This is a genomic window from Halochromatium sp. NSM3, assembly GCF_059621085.1.
Genome location: NZ_JCAQIA010000018.1, coordinates 1 through 18,074, shown reverse-complemented (window position 1 = coordinate 18,074; position 18,074 = coordinate 1). Strand labels below are relative to the sequence as shown.

The 18,074-nt window shown below is 63.7% G+C and carries 15 protein-coding genes and 1 pseudogene; 10 read left to right on the top strand and 6 right to left on the bottom strand.

Features of this window, described 5'->3' with window-relative positions:
* Positions 1–61: 61 nt before the first annotated feature.
* Positions 62–1,219: pseudogene (locus AC54T3_RS09375) on the bottom strand (AAA family ATPase); the annotation flags it as partial.
* Positions 1,220–1,471: 252 nt separating this feature from the next.
* On the opposite strand from AC54T3_RS09375, the gene AC54T3_RS09370 reads away from it, so the two are divergent.
* Positions 1,472–2,212, top strand: a complete 741-nt coding sequence (locus AC54T3_RS09370) for a hypothetical protein (RefSeq protein ID WP_496624198.1) — start codon at positions 1,472–1,474, stop codon at positions 2,210–2,212.
* 27 nt (positions 2,213–2,239) lie between these two features.
* On the opposite strand, the gene AC54T3_RS09365 is transcribed toward AC54T3_RS09370, so the two are convergent.
* Complete coding sequence (locus AC54T3_RS09365; RefSeq protein WP_496624197.1) at positions 2,240–4,750, bottom strand: helix-turn-helix domain-containing protein; 2,511 nt, start codon at positions 4,748–4,750, stop codon at positions 2,240–2,242.
* Positions 4,751–5,117: 367 nt separating this feature from the next.
* On the opposite strand from AC54T3_RS09365, the gene AC54T3_RS09360 reads away from it, so the two are divergent.
* Positions 5,118–6,155, top strand: coding sequence for a nucleoid-associated protein (locus AC54T3_RS09360; protein WP_496624196.1), 1,038 nt, complete (start codon positions 5,118–5,120; stop codon positions 6,153–6,155).
* Between the two features lie 31 nt (positions 6,156–6,186).
* Positions 6,187–7,443: a hypothetical protein gene (locus tag AC54T3_RS09355; protein WP_496624195.1), complete on the top strand. Its 1,257-nt coding sequence runs from the start codon at positions 6,187–6,189 to the stop codon at positions 7,441–7,443.
* Positions 7,444–7,501: 58 nt separating this feature from the next.
* On the opposite strand, the gene clpB is transcribed toward AC54T3_RS09355, so the two are convergent.
* The 4 genes from clpB to AC54T3_RS09335 all read right to left on the bottom strand — a co-directional run bounded on the left by clpB (position 7,502) and on the right by AC54T3_RS09335 (position 13,372).
* The gene (gene clpB, locus AC54T3_RS09350; protein ID WP_496624194.1) at positions 7,502–10,102 is read right to left on the bottom strand and encodes an ATP-dependent chaperone ClpB; all 2,601 of its coding nucleotides are present in this window, start codon (positions 10,100–10,102) and stop codon (positions 7,502–7,504) included.
* Between the two features lie 139 nt (positions 10,103–10,241).
* Positions 10,242–10,631, bottom strand: a complete 390-nt coding sequence (locus AC54T3_RS09345) for a CBS domain-containing protein (protein WP_496624193.1) — start codon at positions 10,629–10,631, stop codon at positions 10,242–10,244.
* A 91-nt stretch (positions 10,632–10,722) separates the two neighbouring features.
* Complete coding sequence (locus tag AC54T3_RS09340) at positions 10,723–12,246, bottom strand: SDR family oxidoreductase (RefSeq protein WP_496624192.1); 1,524 nt, start codon at positions 12,244–12,246, stop codon at positions 10,723–10,725.
* A 49-nt stretch (positions 12,247–12,295) separates the two neighbouring features.
* Complete coding sequence (locus tag AC54T3_RS09335; RefSeq protein ID WP_496624191.1) at positions 12,296–13,372, bottom strand: alpha/beta fold hydrolase; 1,077 nt, start codon at positions 13,370–13,372, stop codon at positions 12,296–12,298.
* 211 nt (positions 13,373–13,583) lie between these two features.
* Between AC54T3_RS09335 and AC54T3_RS09330 the strand changes: the two genes are divergently transcribed.
* From AC54T3_RS09330 to AC54T3_RS09300, 7 genes are all read left to right on the top strand, one after another.
* Complete coding sequence (locus tag AC54T3_RS09330; protein ID WP_496624190.1) at positions 13,584–14,198, top strand: L,D-transpeptidase family protein; 615 nt, start codon at positions 13,584–13,586, stop codon at positions 14,196–14,198.
* A gap of 100 nt (positions 14,199–14,298) precedes the next feature.
* Complete coding sequence (locus tag AC54T3_RS09325) at positions 14,299–14,427, top strand: hypothetical protein (RefSeq protein WP_496624189.1); 129 nt, start codon at positions 14,299–14,301, stop codon at positions 14,425–14,427.
* 72 nt (positions 14,428–14,499) lie between these two features.
* Positions 14,500–14,724 carry an LPS translocon maturation chaperone LptM gene (gene lptM, locus AC54T3_RS09320; protein WP_496624188.1) on the top strand — a complete coding sequence of 75 codons (225 nt, stop codon included), beginning with the start codon at positions 14,500–14,502 and terminating at the stop codon, positions 14,722–14,724.
* A 13-nt stretch (positions 14,725–14,737) separates the two neighbouring features.
* A complete protein-coding gene (gene lysA, locus AC54T3_RS09315) occupies positions 14,738–16,012 on the top strand; it encodes a diaminopimelate decarboxylase (protein ID WP_496624187.1) in 1,275 nt (424 codons plus the stop codon).
* A 70-nt stretch (positions 16,013–16,082) separates the two neighbouring features.
* Positions 16,083–16,916, top strand: coding sequence for a diaminopimelate epimerase (gene dapF, locus AC54T3_RS09310; RefSeq protein ID WP_496624186.1), 834 nt, complete (start codon positions 16,083–16,085; stop codon positions 16,914–16,916).
* Positions 16,913–17,605: a DUF484 family protein gene (locus AC54T3_RS09305; protein ID WP_496624185.1), complete on the top strand. Its 693-nt coding sequence runs from the start codon at positions 16,913–16,915 to the stop codon at positions 17,603–17,605. Before dapF ends, AC54T3_RS09305 begins: the two co-directional genes overlap by 4 nt.
* 13 nt (positions 17,606–17,618) lie before the next feature.
* Positions 17,619–18,074: site-specific integrase (locus tag AC54T3_RS09300; RefSeq protein WP_496624184.1), on the top strand; the 456-nt coding region annotated here is incomplete at its 3' end.

Here is an 18,074-nt window from a genome sequence, read left to right as displayed (position 1 = left end):
CGCGAAGCGCTTGTCGTCAAACAGTCAGACCGTTCTTCGGCGAGAGAGCATAAAATTGGACTCACTCGACCAGCTCGCCCTCGACCACGCTCTCAAACAGCAACTGCCCATCGCGGGCATCGACCTCGATCGTATCGCCGGGGGCGAACTTGCCGGCCAGTATCTGCTGCGCCAGCGGGTTCTCGAGCTGGGCGCGGATCGCGCGCCGCAGCGGGCGAGCGCCGTAGACCGGATCGAAGCCGGCCTCACCGAGCAGGTCGAGCGCGGCATCACTGATGGTGAGCCCCATCTCGCGATCGGCCAGCCGTTCCTTGAGGTAGCCGATCTGGATGCCAGCGATGGCGCGGATCTGTGCTTCATCCAACGGATGGAAGACGACGATCTCATCGAGTCGGTTGATGAACTCGGGCCGGAAGGCGACGCGCACCACCTCCATCACCGCCTCTTTCATCTCGGCATACTGCGCCTCGCCAGCCTTCTGCTGGATGATGTCGGAGCCAAGGTTGCTGGTCATCACGATCACCGCGTTGCGGAAATCGACCGTGCGGCCCTGGCCATCGGTCAGGCGGCCGTCGTCGAGCACCTGCAGCAGGATGTTGAACACATCTGGATGCGCCTTCTCGACCTCGTCCATCAGGATCACTGCATAGGGCCGGCGGCGGATCGCCTCGGTCAGATAACCGCCTTCCTCATAGCCGACATAGCCGGGCGGGGCGCCGATCAGCCGCGCCACCGAGTGCTTCTCCATGAACTCGGACATGTCGATGCGCACCATGGCCTCTTCGGTATCGAACATGAACTCGGCGAGCGCCTTGCACAGCTCGGTCTTGCCGACGCCGGTGGGGCCTAAGAACAGGAAGGAGCCGATCGGCCGATTCGGATCGGACAGGCCCGCGCGCGAGCGGCGGATCGCGTCGCTGACCGCGTGCACCGCCTCCTGCTGGCCGATCACGCGTTGCTCGATCTCGCCCTCCATCTTCAGCAGCTTGTCGCGCTCGCCTTCGAGCATCTTGCTGACCGGGATGCCAGTCCACTTGGAGACGATCTGCGCGACCTCTTCGGCGCCGACCTTGTTGCGCAGGAGTTGGTTCGCGGCGCTGCTATCGGCCTCGGCGGCCGAGGCAAGTCGCTTCTCAAGCTCGGGGATGCGCCCGTATTGCAGCTCCGACATGCGGGTGAGGTCGCCGGCGCGGCGCGCGGTCTCCATCTCGACGCGGGCGCTCCTCCGCCCGCTTGCCATGATTGCATACCAGCGATGCCGAGCCTAAACTATCGGGTCACTCATGTTTCGTTAGGTTCTGTTGAGTCCGATTTCTAGCAGATCGCAGTCGAGCGGACCTCTGCCCCGAAAGATCTTATGCCCACCCCATGCGCTGGCCTGTTAATGTGCCGCTCGGGCACGCGTGCATCATCCCTCGCTTGGGTGTAATCCTACGCTCGCACCTCTTCCAACTGTCCCCTGTCTCGAACAATGACCCACAGCATCGAGATCTTCCTGGCGGCGCAACGGACTGTCGCTGCGGGTACGCCCATGACCCCGCGCAGTGCGAATGACAAGGAGTACTTTCCCCAGGATTGGTTCACTGATCGGGTGTCCACGCTGGGGCTGCCGTTCGCTGCGCAAGGACGGAACAGCTACCCGGACTTTTGGGTTGGAGACGACGGAAGCCCGCCTGTCGAAGGGTTCGAAATCAAGTCGCTCGCGTTCAGCAAAGGCCGACCGGCGCGGAGGGACTACGACTCGAACAGCACGATCCCATCGGGGCGGAAGGACGGACGCGATGTGTTCTTGGTGTTTTTCCTCTACACGGGCTCGGGGGCCAATCCTCGACCGGTCCATTCGCTCTGCATTGCCCACGCCGATCTGATCAATGCCGATCACGCCATTGCCGCCGCGCACATCAACGAGGGCATTAGTGGATTCGGCTCTTACGGTGACGGCTTCATCCGTGACCGCAAGATGTACCGCTTTCCGCAGCCTTACACGATCGATCCGAGCGGGTTGGGTCGCTGCCGACTGATCGTGCCTGCGGATTGGAAGGTGGTGGATACAGGTCTCGCGCAGGTAGGGACGATCGACCGAACAATTTCTGAGAGGGCGCTCAAGAGCTACGAAATACACCTCGACGGCAGCACCGGCGCCACCACCCAGCGCACCGCGCGGCCCGATGCCGGGCAGGTGCGCCGGTTCGATGTCTTCGAGTGCAAGTAGGAAACCCGTGCGCGCCTGACGACGGATTCAGAAGAGCGACGGCTGTATGGCACTGTACGGCAGTGCTGCTACTCTTTCGGCCTGCCGCTCATCTTGCGCCACGAACAGCCGCTGCGAAATCGCGGCGCAGTCAGTCAGCGCCAGCTCGAATGCAGGCAATACATCGGCGGTTTTGCGACCTGCGCAGAGCTCGACCAGGGATTGGCTGAACACGACGATGCGCACGTCATTCAATGACAGCCGACGTCCCGTCCGATTGAAGCGCGCGACCTTGTCGCTGGCTGCCAATTCAGCCGCCTCCAGAGCATCTACGGCGGGCAAGCGCGGGCGACGGTCGTCAGCCGCCTTGCGGCAGACCATCAAAACATCTAAGTCGATCGGCGATTTGGCCGCTAGCTTGGGGGTCGCCACCGACATCTCCGCCTTGACGGGCTGCGCTTGAACCAGCTTGAAGCCGGCGCTCAGCACCGCCGTGGCCACCGAAATCCAGCCGTCTTCGCGCGAGTGATGGTAGGAGAACACCAACAGCCCCTCGTCCTTCAGCACGCGGTGACATTCGCTGAACACCCCGGTCAGCTTGTCGGAGAAACGGCCGGAATCGGTGTCCTGAACCTCTTTCGTATTGCGGGTGGTCGCCGCGGGCGGTATCGCGGCTGGGTCCAGCCATAGCGATTGCCAGACATGGAAGAAGTCCGCCAGCTCGGAGTAATGCACGTTGTCGTAGAAGGGCGGGTCGGTAATGACGGCATCGACGCAGCGGTCGGGCAGGTCAGTCGCGGCGGAGTCGCCGCAAGACAGGTAGATGGCACCCGCAGGCAGTCCCTCCTCGGGCCAAGCGTCGAGCACAGGCGCGCCCATGGGCCGACTCTTGCCGTAAAGTTTCAGGCCCGCCTTCTTGCCGGCTTGGCGACCGCCGGCCGGATCGAGAACGATCTCGTAGGGCGCCGCCTTGTAGTCGACGGCACGCAAGAGCCGGGAGTGGAACAGATTCAGAAATGAGCCGGAGGACTTCGGTGTGCCCCAAAGGTTCGCCTCAATGGGCGTACGCTCGGGCTTGAGCACATGGTGGGCGAACATGTGTCGTACCGCGCCCGTGCCTTCACCCTTGTAACTTGCGAATAGATTGTTGAATTCCAGCACACCGGACAACAGCACGAACAGCGCCTCGCGCTCGGGTCCAACCGGCAGGCGGCCAATGGCGTCGGCGAGTAGGCCGATTGCGAGCAGCTGCCGATCATTGAAGAACTGATCCCAGCGGCTATACCCGTAGCTCAACACCTGCCGAGTGTTATTACCCTGCGTAATCTCCACGCGCGGGATCGGCGGTGCGAGGTCCGCAAGCGTTTGCGCTGCAGCCGCGTAGGTCGCCTCGTCTTCGCTGGTGGCGGACAGGTATTGCTTTTCGCCATCGGCGCGAAGTACTAGCTTGGCATACAAGCGGTGACGTGGCGGCTCGCCTTGGGCGCGGGCTGTCTTTGCGATGGGAAAGCTGGACCCACAGTGTCCACAGGTCGCGTTCACGCCCTTCGCCGCGCCCGCGTGGTGAGCATAGGTCGTGTGGCAGGCTGGACAGGTCGCGGTCGCGTCCGTGTACAAGGCGGCATGCACAGCGCCGCAATGGGGGCAGCAGGCGTGCACCCGTGGATACCGCTTGACGTAAGCGTGCTTGGCGAAGATGCGTGATGAGAACAGGTCGGTCGCGTGTCCGCAGTCCGGGCAGTCCAGCTGCTTGACCCAGAACCAGTACAGCAGGTCGCAGGGATTGCCGGCGTCGTCGTGGCTCTGATAAAGCGCCTTGATCTGTGGCGCAACAGACGCTTCCAGCTCGGCGAAGTGTGCAAGCAGCCGCTGCTTGTCCAAGGGCTGGAGTGCGGTGCGGACCGCTCGCCAAGCGACCGGGTTGATGTCTCTGCCGACCACGGTGCAGCCGAGCTTGTGCGCCTCGCCGACGGTCGTGCCGCTGCCCATGAACGGATCGAAGATGACTGGCGCGGGCAGCTTCACCGCACTCTGGTACAACTCCATGACCGCGCTGCCGCGCGGCACCGCACAACCAAGCACGACCGCGCGAAACACGCTCCCGAGGCGCTGCGCCCACCATTTGTGCGTGTGATAGACCGGTCGCCAGACCTCTTTGCGCCAGCTCTCGACCTCTGCGATCTCGCTCAGCGCCTCGAACGGAAAACCGTCCTCGATGGCGCGGTCGGTCCGTCCGCGCACCACCGGCGCACCGTAGTTCGCCTGCTCCTCGGCTATCAGCATAGCGGCTAGCTCGGACAGGGCCGATGCGACCCGATGCGGTTCCCGTTCGACCAATGCCTGAAGCGGTGCAGGCAAACGGCCAGCGAGCAGCACCAGCTCATTCAGTGGTACTGATAGCGCATCGGCCAGTCTTGGCAGCAATGCGCCCGATGGCGGGCTTGCGCCTGCCTCGACTCGGGAGAGGTGCGCCGCGTCAATCTTGCATTGTCCGGCAACACTGCGTAGCGATAGGCCAAGCTGCTCGCGGCGGTATCTGAGAAAGGCGGCGATGTTCATGCCTCAAGGCTAGTTCGTGTTGACGTTTTAGTCAACGGCCTCGGCAGGCGGTCCAGCGGCGCCAGTAATGCGACGCCAGGATTCCGGAACCGTCGTTTGGTTGCGGAAAAACGCTAGTCGAGTCAGGTGGGCACTGACGCCAAAGTCGGTGGCGAGTAATGTCTGAGCTTGCCCGGGCCGTTAATGGAGACGCAGCGATGGTTCAGTCACGCCTGTAATCGTCCTCGGTGAAAGCAAAGCAAGATGTCTGATTGCAAAACCCGACTTGGTGCCGCAAGCTCGCCTTGGGAACCCATGCTGCGATACCGCGCACAGCGCCCCACACGAATTGGTAACGCACGTAGCACTAACAGCAGGAGGCGACTCGATGCCGATCCGGCACATCATTATCCATGCGGTTGCCAAAGAACCGCCTGAAGCGGCCACAATCCAACTTCGCGATCGCGAGAATCCCGTCAACGAGCATGCGGAGCGGGTCAGCTCGCAGCTTTCCAGCCTATTCAAGGGCGTGAACATCGGCGGCTTCGAGCGTCCTGAGCACGAGGGGTTGCCGCTGACCGGGTTCGAGTCCTTATTGCAGTCCTACTTCAATGGCGACGATTTCACGGATTTTGTCGCTTTCTCCCACGGCGCTTCAGAGCTGCTGAAGAACCAGCTCAGCCAGCCGTCTGCGCAGCAGGCGCGGGGCGGGTACCTGCTGTTGAACCACTACACGCACCAGAACAGCGACTTCCTGTCCGTCGTGCTGCTGCGGATGCGCCAAGGCATCAGCCTTGGCACCGATCTCAGCTTCACGGAGGTGGATGAGCTAAACCTGGAGACGCTGCACATGGCCGCGCGCATCAACCTCACCGAGTGGCGTTGTGGAGGCAGCGAGCGATACATTGTTTTCAAGATCGGCCGGCAAGCCCGAGAGGTAACCCAGTATTTTTCTGAGTTCATTGGCTGCCAGGAATACACCGCATCGAAGATGGATACGAGAAAGCTGGTGGCGGCCACGAAGCGGTTCTGCGAAGAGCGAGAGCTTAGCGAAGCAGACAGCACCCAGGCGAAGAAAACCGTCAGCGAGTTTTTCCGAGATCGTGCCGACCGGGACGAGCCTGTCCTACTCGAAGAAGTCTCCCAGCTGTTGGACACTTATTACCCGCCGACGGACGAAGAACAGCGCGGTTTGATGTTGTTTATCGCTCAGGAAGAGTACGAGTTAACCAATCGCCTGGCGGCCATTGATAAGACAGCGCTTCGCTCGCTGGTGCGCTATCAGGGGAGGACCACCAAGATCTCCATCAGTTTTGATGCCGATCTGCTGGAACAGACGGTGCATTTTGATCCGGACACCAGACATCTAACGATTACCGAGCTGCCGCCGGCGTTGTTGGCGGAGTTGGACAACCCGCAGCACTGAGCGTCGAGCCGTGAGCCTGAGCCGACAGCACTTGACCGCGATACGCGTCGTTTGCCGTGCCTCGCGCGAGCACGGCTTGGACTATGACGCGACAAGCGGCATGCTCGCAGGCGTCACGCCCTTGAGCACCCAGCTCTATGATGCCCTCGGCCTGTTGATCCGTGATGCGGTGTTGGACGATGCGGTCGAGCTGGACGGCGAACTCAAGGAGTGGTCCAACGTCTTGCAGGGGGTGAGCGGTCAGATTCGTGTCGAGCTGCCGGTGAGCCTGTGGGCGACGGGTAGCCACGTCGTCTATCGAAACCTCGAAGCCCTAATCGGGAGGGGCCTGTTCCTGACTCACGCTCCAACCGCCTGCTACCTGGTTGATGAAGACGTGCTGCTGCCGCAGGACGAGGCAACCGGCCAAGTCGCTGGCTATCAGCGTGCAGTCGACCTGGCTTACCTGCTATCGCAGCAGGCAGACCACATGGAAAGCAGGGGCGGTAGGCCGCAGCTCATCTTTCTCCATAAGGCATCGCTGAAGTTGCCCATTGACTACGAGATTCGCGATCTCGCGAAGCCCGCCCAAGGACTGGAACAGCTCAAGGAATTGCTGGGTTCCAGCGAGCATAAGGAACAGAAGAAAAGCATCTTCAAGGCCGTGTTGTGCGACCGACTGGCGAACGAGACGGAGCCGGAGCAGCGTTTCCGCCGGCTCCTGCGCAACCTGCCTGGGTTTCTGACGGAGTTTCGCGAACGCTATCAGCTTTTTGTATGCGAGTTCGATTTCGAGGAAGTCCGCAAGGAGCTAGAAGAAAAGCAGCGCGACTATCTGGTCCGCCTTAACGCAACATTTCACGATCTGGGCGCGAAGCTGCTGAGCGTGCCGGTTGCTTTCTATCTCGGTGTCACCAAGATGACACCTTTGCCGACTATCGGTGGCGCCTTCGAGGCGCTTTTGTTGAATGCTGTCGTAACGTTGGCGGTACTCATCGTCGGTCTGTACAACTGGATGTTGCTCAACAGCCACTGCCACACGCTGCTCGCCACGGCGCAGGAATATAACGCGTTGCTGGGCCGTTGGCACGAGAAGCTGTCGTTCCAGGAGCAGAGGGCGGAGGTCGATGAGACGCGCGAGAGCCTAGATCAGCGCAAGAAGCGGCTGTTGACCTATTTCAGCGTGACCCGCTGGAGCGTCATTATTACGGTTGCGATCACTATCGCGCTGTTCTTGATGCGGATCTTCCGATGGGAAAGCAGCGTATGGAATGCGCTGTACGCTCTGAAAACAGCACTGCTGCCCTGATCGCTAGCTCAGGTACCGAGATCCAGCAGCGCTCGCGCTCCCTCGCGGGCGCTGGGCGTCATTCGACCAGTTCGCCTTCGACCACTGACTCGAACACCAACTGCCCATCGCGGGCATCGACCTCGATCGTATCGCCGGGGGCGAACTTGCCGGCCAGTATCTGCTGCGCCAGCGGGTTCTCGAGCTGGGCGCGGATCGCGCGCCGCAGCGGGCGAGCGCCGTAGACCGGATCGAAGCCGGCCTCACCGAGCAGGTCGAGCGCGGCATCACTGATGGTGAGCCCCATCTCGCGATCGGCCAGCCGTTCCTTGAGGTAGCCGATCTGGATGCCAGCGATGGCGCGGATCTGTGCTTCATCCAACGGATGGAAGACGACGATCTCATCGAGTCGGTTGATGAACTCGGGCCGGAAGGCGACGCGCACCACCTCCATCACCGCCTCTTTCATCTCGGCATACTGCGCCTCGCCAGCCTTCTGCTGGATGATGTCGGAGCCAAGGTTGCTGGTCATCACGATCACCGCGTTGCGGAAATCGACCGTGCGGCCCTGGCCATCGGTCAGGCGGCCGTCGTCGAGCACCTGCAGCAGGATGTTGAACACATCTGGATGCGCCTTCTCGACCTCGTCCATCAGGATCACTGCATAGGGCCGGCGGCGGATCGCCTCGGTCAGATAACCGCCTTCCTCATAGCCGACATAGCCGGGCGGGGCGCCGATCAGCCGCGCCACCGAGTGCTTCTCCATGAACTCGGACATGTCGATGCGCACCATGGCCTCTTCGGTATCGAACATGAACTCGGCGAGCGCCTTGCACAGCTCGGTCTTGCCGACGCCGGTGGGGCCTAAGAACAGGAAGGAGCCGATCGGCCGATTCGGATCGGACAGGCCCGCGCGCGAGCGGCGGATCGCGTCGCTGACCGCGTGCACCGCCTCCTGCTGGCCGATCACGCGTTGCTCGATCTCGCCCTCCATCTTCAGCAGCTTGTCGCGCTCGCCTTCGAGCATCTTGCTGACCGGGATGCCAGTCCACTTGGAGACGATCTGCGCGACCTCTTCGGCGCCGACCTTGTTGCGCAGGAGTTGGTTCGCGGCGCTGCTATCGGCCTCGGCGGCCGAGGCAAGTCGCTTCTCAAGCTCGGGGATGCGCCCGTATTGCAGCTCCGACATGCGGGTGAGGTCGCCGGCGCGGCGCGCGGTCTCCATCTCGACGCGGGCGCGATCCAGCTCCTCCTTGATGTGTGCGGTGCCCTGCACCGCAGCCTTCTCCGACTTCCAGATCTCGTCGAGGTCGGAGAACTCTCGCCCCAGCACCTGGATCTGCTCTTCGAGGTCGCGCAGGCGCTTCTTCGAGGCCTCGTCGGACTCCTTCTTCAACGCCTCGCGCTCGATCTTGAGCTGGATTAGCCGCCGGTCGAGCTTGTCCATCTCCTCCGGCATTGAGTCGATCTCCATGCGAATCTGCGAGGCGGCCTCGTCAATCAGGTCGATCGCCTTGTCCGGGAGCTGGCGATCGGCGATGTAGCGGTGCGAAAGGGTGGCCGCGGCGACGATTGCCGGATCGGTGATCTCGACCGCGTGATGGACCTCGTAGCGTTCCTTGAGTCCGCGTAGGATGGCGACCGTATCCTCAACATTCGGCTCGTTGACCAAGACCTTCTGGAAGCGTCGCTCCAGCGCGGCATCCTTTTCGACGTACTTGCGGTATTCGTCAAGCGTAGTGGCGCCGATGCAGTGCAGCTCGCCACGCGCGAGCGCTGGCTTGAGCATGTTGCCGGCGTCCATCGCGCCCTCGGCCTTGCCGGCACCGACCATGGTGTGCAGTTCATCGATGAACAGCACCACGTTGCCCTCCTGCTTGGCGATGTCGTTGAGCACCGCTTTCAGGCGCTCCTCGAACTCGCCGCGGAACTTGGCGCCGGCGATCAGCCCGGCCATATCCAACGCAAGCAAGCGTTTGGTCTTGAGCCCTTCCGGGACCTCGCCGTTGACCATGCGCTGTGCCAGCCCTTCGACGATGGCGGTCTTGCCGACGCCAGGCTCGCCGATCAGCACCGGGTTGTTCTTGGTGCGGCGCGCGAGCACCTGGATGGTGCGGCGGATCTCGTCATCGCGGCCGATCACTGGATCGAGCTTGCCTTGCTCGGCGCGCTCGGTCATATCAATGGTGTATTTCTCGAGTGCCTGGCGCTGCTCCTCGGCGTTCGGGTCATTGACCGCCTCGCCGCCGCGCAGGCTCTCGATCGCCTTCTCCAGCGCGCCCTTGCTGGCACCGGCCTCGCGCAGCAGCTTGCCGAGTTCGCCCTTGTCCTCGAGCGCGGCCAGCACGAACAGCTCGGAGCTGATGTACTGATCATTGCGCGATTGGGCCAGCTTATCGGTCAGGTTGAGCAGCTTTCCCAAGGCATTCGAGACGGTCACGTCGCCGCCACTCCCCGAGACCTGCGGCAGGCGCTCAAGCGCCTCGCCGAGCGCCGAGCGCAGCCGATTGACGCTGACATCGGCCTGCGCCAGCAGATGGCGCACGGTACCGCCGTCTTGATCGAGCAGGGCGACCATCAGATGCACCGGCTCGATGAATTGATTGTCACGCCCGACCGCCAGGCTTTGCGCATCGGCCAGGGCCATTTGGAACTTGCTTGTCAGCTTGTCCATTCTCATCTGCGTATCTCCGACAAACACTAAGGTTATGGTCGAGTTGCGGCGGACTCACTCAATCTTCAAGCACCTGTTGGTGGGCGTCGCCAGCCGCGTTCGAGGTTGGCGCTAGGCACCTCTCGGCGGACTGGCTCGCTGAGCTTCAACGCTCGGCAAGGAACGAGGCCAGCGCTCTGAGTAGATCGGTCTCGGTGATGATGCCGACGATATTGTGACCCCCATCGGTGGAAACGGGCAGACAGCCGATCCTGTCACTGCGCATGCGTTCGACCGCAGCGGCAAGATCGGCATCGGGGGCGATGGTCGTCACCGGGCTGTGCATCACCTCGCCGACTTCGGCTGGCGCTTCCTTGAAGCAGCGCGCGGCCAGTTGCAGGTCGCGGCGCGCCAGGATACCGATGACGGCGCCCTCGGCGTCGACCACTGGCAGGTGGTGCAGATCGCGCTCCTCCATGATCTGGAAAGCGTCCTGATAGTCGGCCCCGGTCTTGATGGTCACTGGGGTTGCGGTCATGTAGTCGCTGACGTGCATGTTGAACTCCTTTGGGGTTGTTGTAGTGGTGGATTGTTGTAATGCCGTGGGTTGGTTGGGGGCTTTGGTGCGGCCATCCGGCGGCCTCCCGTCAGCCCGAGCGAGCTTCGGCACGCTGGCAGATCGCCTTGGCCGTGCCGCTGAAGATGAACCGATGCATCGGCTGGAAGCTGAACCAGTAGGCGAGCCCCCAGACGCCCGCCGGATGCCAGTAAGCGGTGATGCTGAGCTTGGTCCCGCCATCGGCGCGCGGCTCTAAGTCAAATTCCAGCATGCCGGCGCCTGGTGCGCGCATGCCGAAGGCCAGGCTCAGGCGGCGCTCGGGCTCGATGCCGAGCACGCTCCAAGAGCCGATGCGATCGCCGACGCGCAGATCGTTCGGGTGGCGACGGCCATGCTTTCCGCCGGGGCCGCCGGCAAGCCAATCTAGTAGGTCGCGCAGCTGCCAGAGGCCATTCATGTAGTACCAGCCCTCATCGCCGCCGATGCCGGAGACCAGATCCCAGACCGCGTGCGGTGGTGCGCTGGTTTCGGCGCTGCCGCCGGCGCGCTTGGCGTAGTAGGCATAGTCGATGCGTTTTTGGCGCACAGCGAAGGCTCCTTCAATCCAGCGGGCGACGATCGGCGCGCTCTCGCGCTCGGCCGCGAATACCGCCTCGACCGCCTCGCGGAAGCCGAGCAACTGTTGCGGAACCAGGCGTTTGAGTTCGGCATCGTCGGCGGAAAAATCGTGCTTGAGCCCCTCGATCAGGGCGCGGGCGATGTTGGTGGGGACGGCGGTGACAAAGCGCAGCCAGTAGGCGGAGAGCTTTGGGGTCAGGACCGGCACCGGGATGATCAACGGTGGGCGCCGACCACCGACCTCGGCGAGGATGCACATCATCTGCCGATAGGTCAGCGTCTCGGAACCGCCGGCATCGAAGATGCGCCCCTCGGCGGCGTCGATCTGCGGCAGCCGCACTAGGTACATCAACAGGTTATCGAGCGCCAGCGGCGGCGATTGGGACTGCACCCAGCGCGGCGTGATCATCACCGGCAGGTGATAGACCAGGTCGCGCATGACCTCGAACGCCGCCGAGCCGGCGCCGACGATGATGCCGGCGCGCAGCTCGGTGACTGGTACCGATCTGCGGCGCAGCACATCGCCGGTATCGCGGCGCGAGACGATGTGCTCGCTGTCGGCGCCGTCTGGCACCAAGCCGCCGAGATAGACGATGCGCTTGACCCCGGCGCGCTCGGCGGCAGCGGCGAAGTTGGCCGCGGCTTCCAGATCGAGCCGGCCGAAGTCCTTACCCGCAGCCATCGAGTGCACCAGGTAGTAGGCGATGTCGATGCCGGCCAGCGCCTGGTCCAGGCTCGCCGGGTCGAGCGCGTCGGCGGCGACGATCTCGGCGCCGTCCCAGTCGCGCGCCGCGAGCGTGGCGGCGTTGCGGCTGCTCGTGCGCACCGCGATGCCTTCCTGCAGCAGTCGTGGCACCAGATGACTGCCGATGTAGCCGCTGGCGCCGAACACTAGGCAGCGGGGAACAGGGGCGTTGCTCGCGGCGCGGTTCGCATCGTCATTGCGGTTCGCAGTCGGGCTCGTCCGTAGGGTCTGCTCGGTCGTGTCGGTCATATCGCCCGCTCCTCGTGTGGATGGCTGCCTCGACCTGCTGCAGCGCGGCTCAGGGTGTGGGTGTCGGGGCCAGTTCGCGCGCTTCGAGCCAGGCGCTGACTGCGGCCTCGACCTGAGCCGGACATTCCTCTTGCGGAAGATGGCCGCAATCGGACAAGGTGACGAATGTGGCGTTCGCGAGGGCCTCGGCGGTGGCAACGGTATCGCTGACTGGAACCACCTGATCCGCATCGCCAGTGAGCACCAACGCCGGCTGTGCGATCGCGTCGAGCCGCTCGGCGATAGTGACAGGGTCGGTTAGCGAGCGTTGCAGCAACGCGCCCCAGGCCAGATCCCAGCCGGCCAGTAGCCGATGCGCGCTGGTCAATGCGCGTCGTTCTTCGTCAATCTTTGTGGGGTCGGCGTAGGAGTAATCGAGCAGCGGACTCTGACCCCCAAGGTGGCGCGCCAGGCCCAGGGAGAGGCGCTGCATCTGCGGCAGCCCGACCAGCCAGTCCGGCAGGATCGGGCGCTGGGAGTGCACCCAGGGCGCGATCAAAATCAGGCCGGCGACGCGCTCGGGTTGCGCGAGCGCGGCCTCCAGCGCCAGGGTGCCGCCAGAGGAGTTACCGACCAAAATGACGCGCTCCAGTTCTAGGGTGTCCAGCAGGGCGAATAACTGCTCTAGCGCCGCCGCTTTGCTGTAGAGGTCGGGATCGCCACGCTCGGCATTGGGCACCGGCTTCGCACTCAGGCCGTAGGGCAGTTGGTCGTAGGCGACGACCGCCCCGTACTGCGCGAAGGTCTCGAGCAGCCGGTTCCAGGTAAAGAGGTTAAAGGTGAAACCATGCAACAGCACGAATGCGGCCTCGGGCGAAGTGGAGGCATTGCCTGGGGGCTGTTGTGCTTGGCGCTGTTGCTCTAGGCGTTCAGGGCCTGGATGGGCGAGGACATGGAATGCTTGGGTGTCGCCCTTGCCCGTGGGCAGCTGAACGAATCGACTCTCGGGTGTCGCGACGGTGCTGGCGTCAGCGACGCCAGGCGCGGGGTTGGGGCTCACCAGAAAGGGTCCGAGCACAGCCGCAAGCAGTCCGAGCAGAACCACCAGCAGCAATAGGCTCAACAGGATTCGCAGCAGGATTCGCATCGGAAGGAAGGCTCAGACAGTGCTCGATCAGGTGTGAAGGCATCGCGGATGCTAGCACAGGCGCTCGGCTGGGCTGTCGAATCGCGGGCTTGAGGCGACTGTCTGGGGTCAGCGAGCGAAATTCACTCGATGGGCTATCTCCAGGTGTGCGCCTTGAGTAGAATTCACCTGATGTTTCTCGCTTAACGCTTTCACAACGATGCGATTGTCGATGATCGATGGCGACGGCGGAACCCGCGCCCAGCGCCGAGCCGTCCTGCTCGCTGCCGAGGCTCGCCGGGAAGGGAAAGGGGTCTGTCGGGCACGCAGCGGCCGACTTGCGTGCTTGTTCGGCGTGTGGGTGCTGCTCGCCGTTGGCTGCGCGTCCAAGCCGGAGCCGGAGCCTGAACTGAGCCTCTACGTCGATCGGGTTCTGGTCAGGAAGGCCGAGCGCACGCTCGAGCTACACAAGGATGGCGGGGTGTATCGCACCTATCGCATCTCGCTGGGGGACCAGCCGCGTGGCCACAAGGTGCAAGAGGGCGATGAACGTACGCCGGAGGGAAATTATGTGCTGGACTGGCGCAATCCGAACAGTTCGTTCTATAAGTCCATCCATGTCTCCTATCCGAATGCCTTGGATCGCACGGTCGCGCGTTCGCTGGGTGTCTCGCCCGGGGGCATGATCATGATCCACGGCCTCCCAAACTGGCTGTCCTCGCCGCGCTTGGCCGAGGAGTATCGGCGCCAGGACTGGACCAACGGCTGTATCGCGGTCGGTAACGAGGAGATGGACGAGATCTGGGCGCTGGTCCCTGATGGCACACCGATTACGATCTTGCCCTAGCTTCCTAGGCCAGAGGTGGCCTAGGCGCCCAAAGTCATTCATACTTCAGGGGCTTTCCATCACCGTTGCAGAGGCCGCCAACGAGCGGCGGAGGTTGAAGATGTTACTCGTTGTCATTTTTTGTGTCGTCGTCGGCATCATCATTGGTTGGAACTGGCCGCAGCCGCCTTGGGCCAAAGAGGCACAAGACAAGGTGGTTGGCTTCGTTAAGGGCGTGATCGGCAAGTAAGTCGCCCGGGCTGAGCAGCCGGGACGATCCCGGCTGCTTGCTCGACAACACGCGATCCGACACGATTGAACCATGCATTGCTGGGCTCGCTCTCTGCTGTACCTCGTCATCGCCATCCTTGCGCTTGGGCAGATGATGACCGCCTGTGGTCAAAAGGGCCCGCTGTACCTACCGGATGTTGAATCCGAAGCGGCGAGACCAGCGGCGAACCCGGCGGCGTCGATGCCGGCTCCGGATGCTGGGCCCGAGGTGCGCGATGACGTGCCCGTGGCTCCGTCCGGGCCCGATACCTTTTAACCTTCACCCCGACATGGACCATTTCCACTATCAGGGGAACCTGCTCCATGCCGAGCAGGTTCCATTGCAGGCCATCGCCGAGCGGTTTGGCACCCCTTGCTACGTCTACTCGCGCGCGACCCTGTCCCGGCATTGGCGGGCGTTCGATGACGCCTTGGGCACCCGCCCGCACCTGATCTGTTTCGCAGTCAAGGCGAACTCCAATCTGGCGGTCCTGAATCTGCTCGCGCGCCTGGGGGCTGGTTTCGACATCGTCTCGGTCGGCGAGCTGGAGCGGGTGTTGGCGGCCAAGGGCGACCCGAGCAAGGTCATCTTCTCCGGGGTCGGCAAGCGCGCCGACGAGATCCAGCGCGCGCTCGAGGTTGGCATCCGCTGTTTCAATGTCGAGTCCGAATCCGAGCTGGCACGCATCAACGCGATCGCCGTTGAGCGCGGTGTCGTGGCGCCGGTCTCGCTGCGGGTCAACCCGGATGTCGACGCCCAATCGCACCCCTACATCTCCACCGGACTCAAGGAGAACAAGTTTGGCATCGACATCGAAGCGGCGGAGGCCGTGTATCGGCACGCGGCCGAGCAGCCAGGGTTGCGCGTGGTTGGCATCGATTGTCACATCGGCTCCCAGCTGACCAGCCTGGGGCCTTTCATCAATGCGCTGGAGCGGGTGCTCCTGCTTGCGGATCGGCTCGCCGCGCAGGGTATCGCGATCGAGCACCTGGACCTAGGCGGTGGGCTCGGCATCCGCTATACCGACGAAGATCCGCCGTTGCCGGCTGCCTATGCTGCGGCGCTCTCGGAGCGGCTCGGCGAGCGCGCGTTCGAGGTGATCCTAGAGCCGGGGCGGGCGATCGCCGGCAATGCCGGCGTACTGTTGACGCGCGTCGAATATCTGAAGCCGACGCCGACGCATCGCTTTGCCATCGTCGATGCGGCGATGAACGATCTATTGCGCCCGGCCCTCTACGGCGCCGAGCAGGAAATCGTGCCGGTGCGGCGTCCAGATCCAGACCCTGACCCGAACGCGCTCAACGCGCCCGCGTGTGAGCTGTACGAGATCGTCGGTCCGGTGTGCGAGACCGGCGACTTCCTCGGCCGTGGGCGCCGGCTGGCGTTAGCCGAAGGGGATCTGTTGGCCATTCGCGGCAGCGGTGCCTATGGCTTCTCGATGAGTTCCAACTACAACAGCCGTCCGCGCGCCGCCGAGGTGATGGTCGATGGCGATCAGGCCCATCTGGTGCGCCGCCGCGAGACCTTGAGCGAGTTGTTCGCCGGCGAGGAGACCTTGCCATGATGCGCTGTCCCGAGGTGACCGCGCCTAGGGCGTCGTTCCTTGCGCACGCGCCAGCGTGTTGGCGGCCCTGATGCGGATGCGCTTCACCAAGATGCAGGGGTTGGGCAATGATTTCGTCGTCATCGACGCCATCCGCCAATGCATTGAGCTTGACGCCGAGCAGGTTCGCCAGCTCGCCGATCGCCATGTCGGCATCGGCTGCGATCAGGTGCTGCTGGTCGAGCCGCCGCGCTTGCCCGAGACCGCCTTTCACTATCGCATCTTCAATGCCGATGGCACCGAGGTCGAGCAATGCGGCAATGGCGCGCGTTGCTTCGCACGCTATGTGCGCGATGAAGGGCTCGCCGAGGCGGATCTGATCCGCGTCGGCACGGCGGCGGGAGCGATCAGCCTGCAACTGCACGCCGACGGTCAGGTCAGCGTCGATATGGGCGTGCCGCGCTTCGCGCCTGCCGACATCCCACTCCTGGCGCGCTCGCGCGCGCCGGCTTACGATCTCGGTGCCGGTTGTCGAGCACTGCGCATCGGGGCCGTGTCGATGGGCAATCCGCATGCGGTGTTGTCGGTCAGCGATGATCTGGAGCAGGCGCCGGTCGCCGAACTCGGCCCGCGCATCGAGCGCGATCCGCTGTTCCCGCGCGGGGCCAATGTCGGTTTCATGCAGCGCCAGCATGCCGCAGCGATCCGGCTGCGGGTTTGGGAGCGTGGTGTTGGCGAGACCCTGGCCTGTGGTACCGGCGCCTGCGCGGCGATGGTCATCGGCCGCCTCTGGGGTGAACTCGAGGAGCGTGTCGAGGTCAGCCTGCCGGGCGGAACCCTGCTGATCGAATGGCCCGGCGAAGGCTATCCGGTGACGATGACCGGGCCGGCCACGCGTGTTTTCGATGGAGAACTCGACCGATGAATCGTCTCACCGATGAGTTGGACCAGGTGGTCAACGACGAGCGCGTCGCGGCCTGGTTGGTGCATCATCCTGACTTTCTGCTGCGGCATCCGGCGGTGTTGGCCAAGCTCAATGTGCCGCATGGCAGCGGTAGTGCGATCTCGCTGATCGAACGGCAGGTGGCGGTACTGCGCGAGCAGTTGGCCAACGAGCGTGGCCGGCTGCATCATCTGGTCGCGCGCGCGCATGACTACGAGGCCCTGCTCGAGCGCCTGCATGAGTTGACCCTGCGCCTGATCGTGGCGCCTGATCTGCAACATGCCTTGCAGGTGCTCGAGCAGGCGCTGCGCGAGCATTTCAAGGCGGATGCGGTCGCGGTCAAGTTGTTCCCGCTCGAGGCCGAGCAACGCGAGGAGCGGGCAGGGGATCCACTGGTGCGCGATTTCGTCGATTTCGTCGACCGTGACCGTTGTCTCTGCGGTCCCTTCGCGCCGGAGCAGGCCGAGACGTTCTTCGGCTCGCTCTCGGTCGCGATCCATTCCGCCGCGCTGGTGCCGTTGCATGCGCATGAGCACACCGGGGTGCTGGCGATTGGCAGCGCCGATCCGAAGCGGTTCACCCCAGATATGGGCACTGAGTTGCTCGAGCGTCTCGGCGCCATCGCTGGCGCCAAGTTGGCGGACCTGGCCCATCGCGGGCGAGCGGGCTGAGTCCATGACGGCGATGAGCGACGAGCCGGCGCCAGATCCCTTGCTAGTGCGTTTTCTGGAGCATCTCGCCAGCGAGCGACGGGCCTCACCGCATACCCTGAGCAACTATCGGCGCGATCTCGAGCGCATCCGCCGTTGGCGGCTCGAGCAGGGCATTGATGACTGGGCCGAACTACGGGATGAGGCGATTCGTCGCTACATCGCGGCCCGCCATCGCGGCGGCATTGGCGGCCGCACCTTGGCCCGCGAGCTGTCGGCATTGCGCGGCTTCTTCGATTTCCTGTTGCGCGAGCGTCTGGTGGTCAACAATCCGGCGCGCGGGTTGCGTGCGCCAAAGAGCCCGCGTCGCCTGCCGGGGAACCTGGATGCCGATACGCTCAGTGCGCTGCTGGATGCTGATACGGTAGCCGCTGGCGCTGGCGCTGGCGCTGGCGCTGGCGCTGGCGCTGGCGCTGGCGCTGGCGCTGGC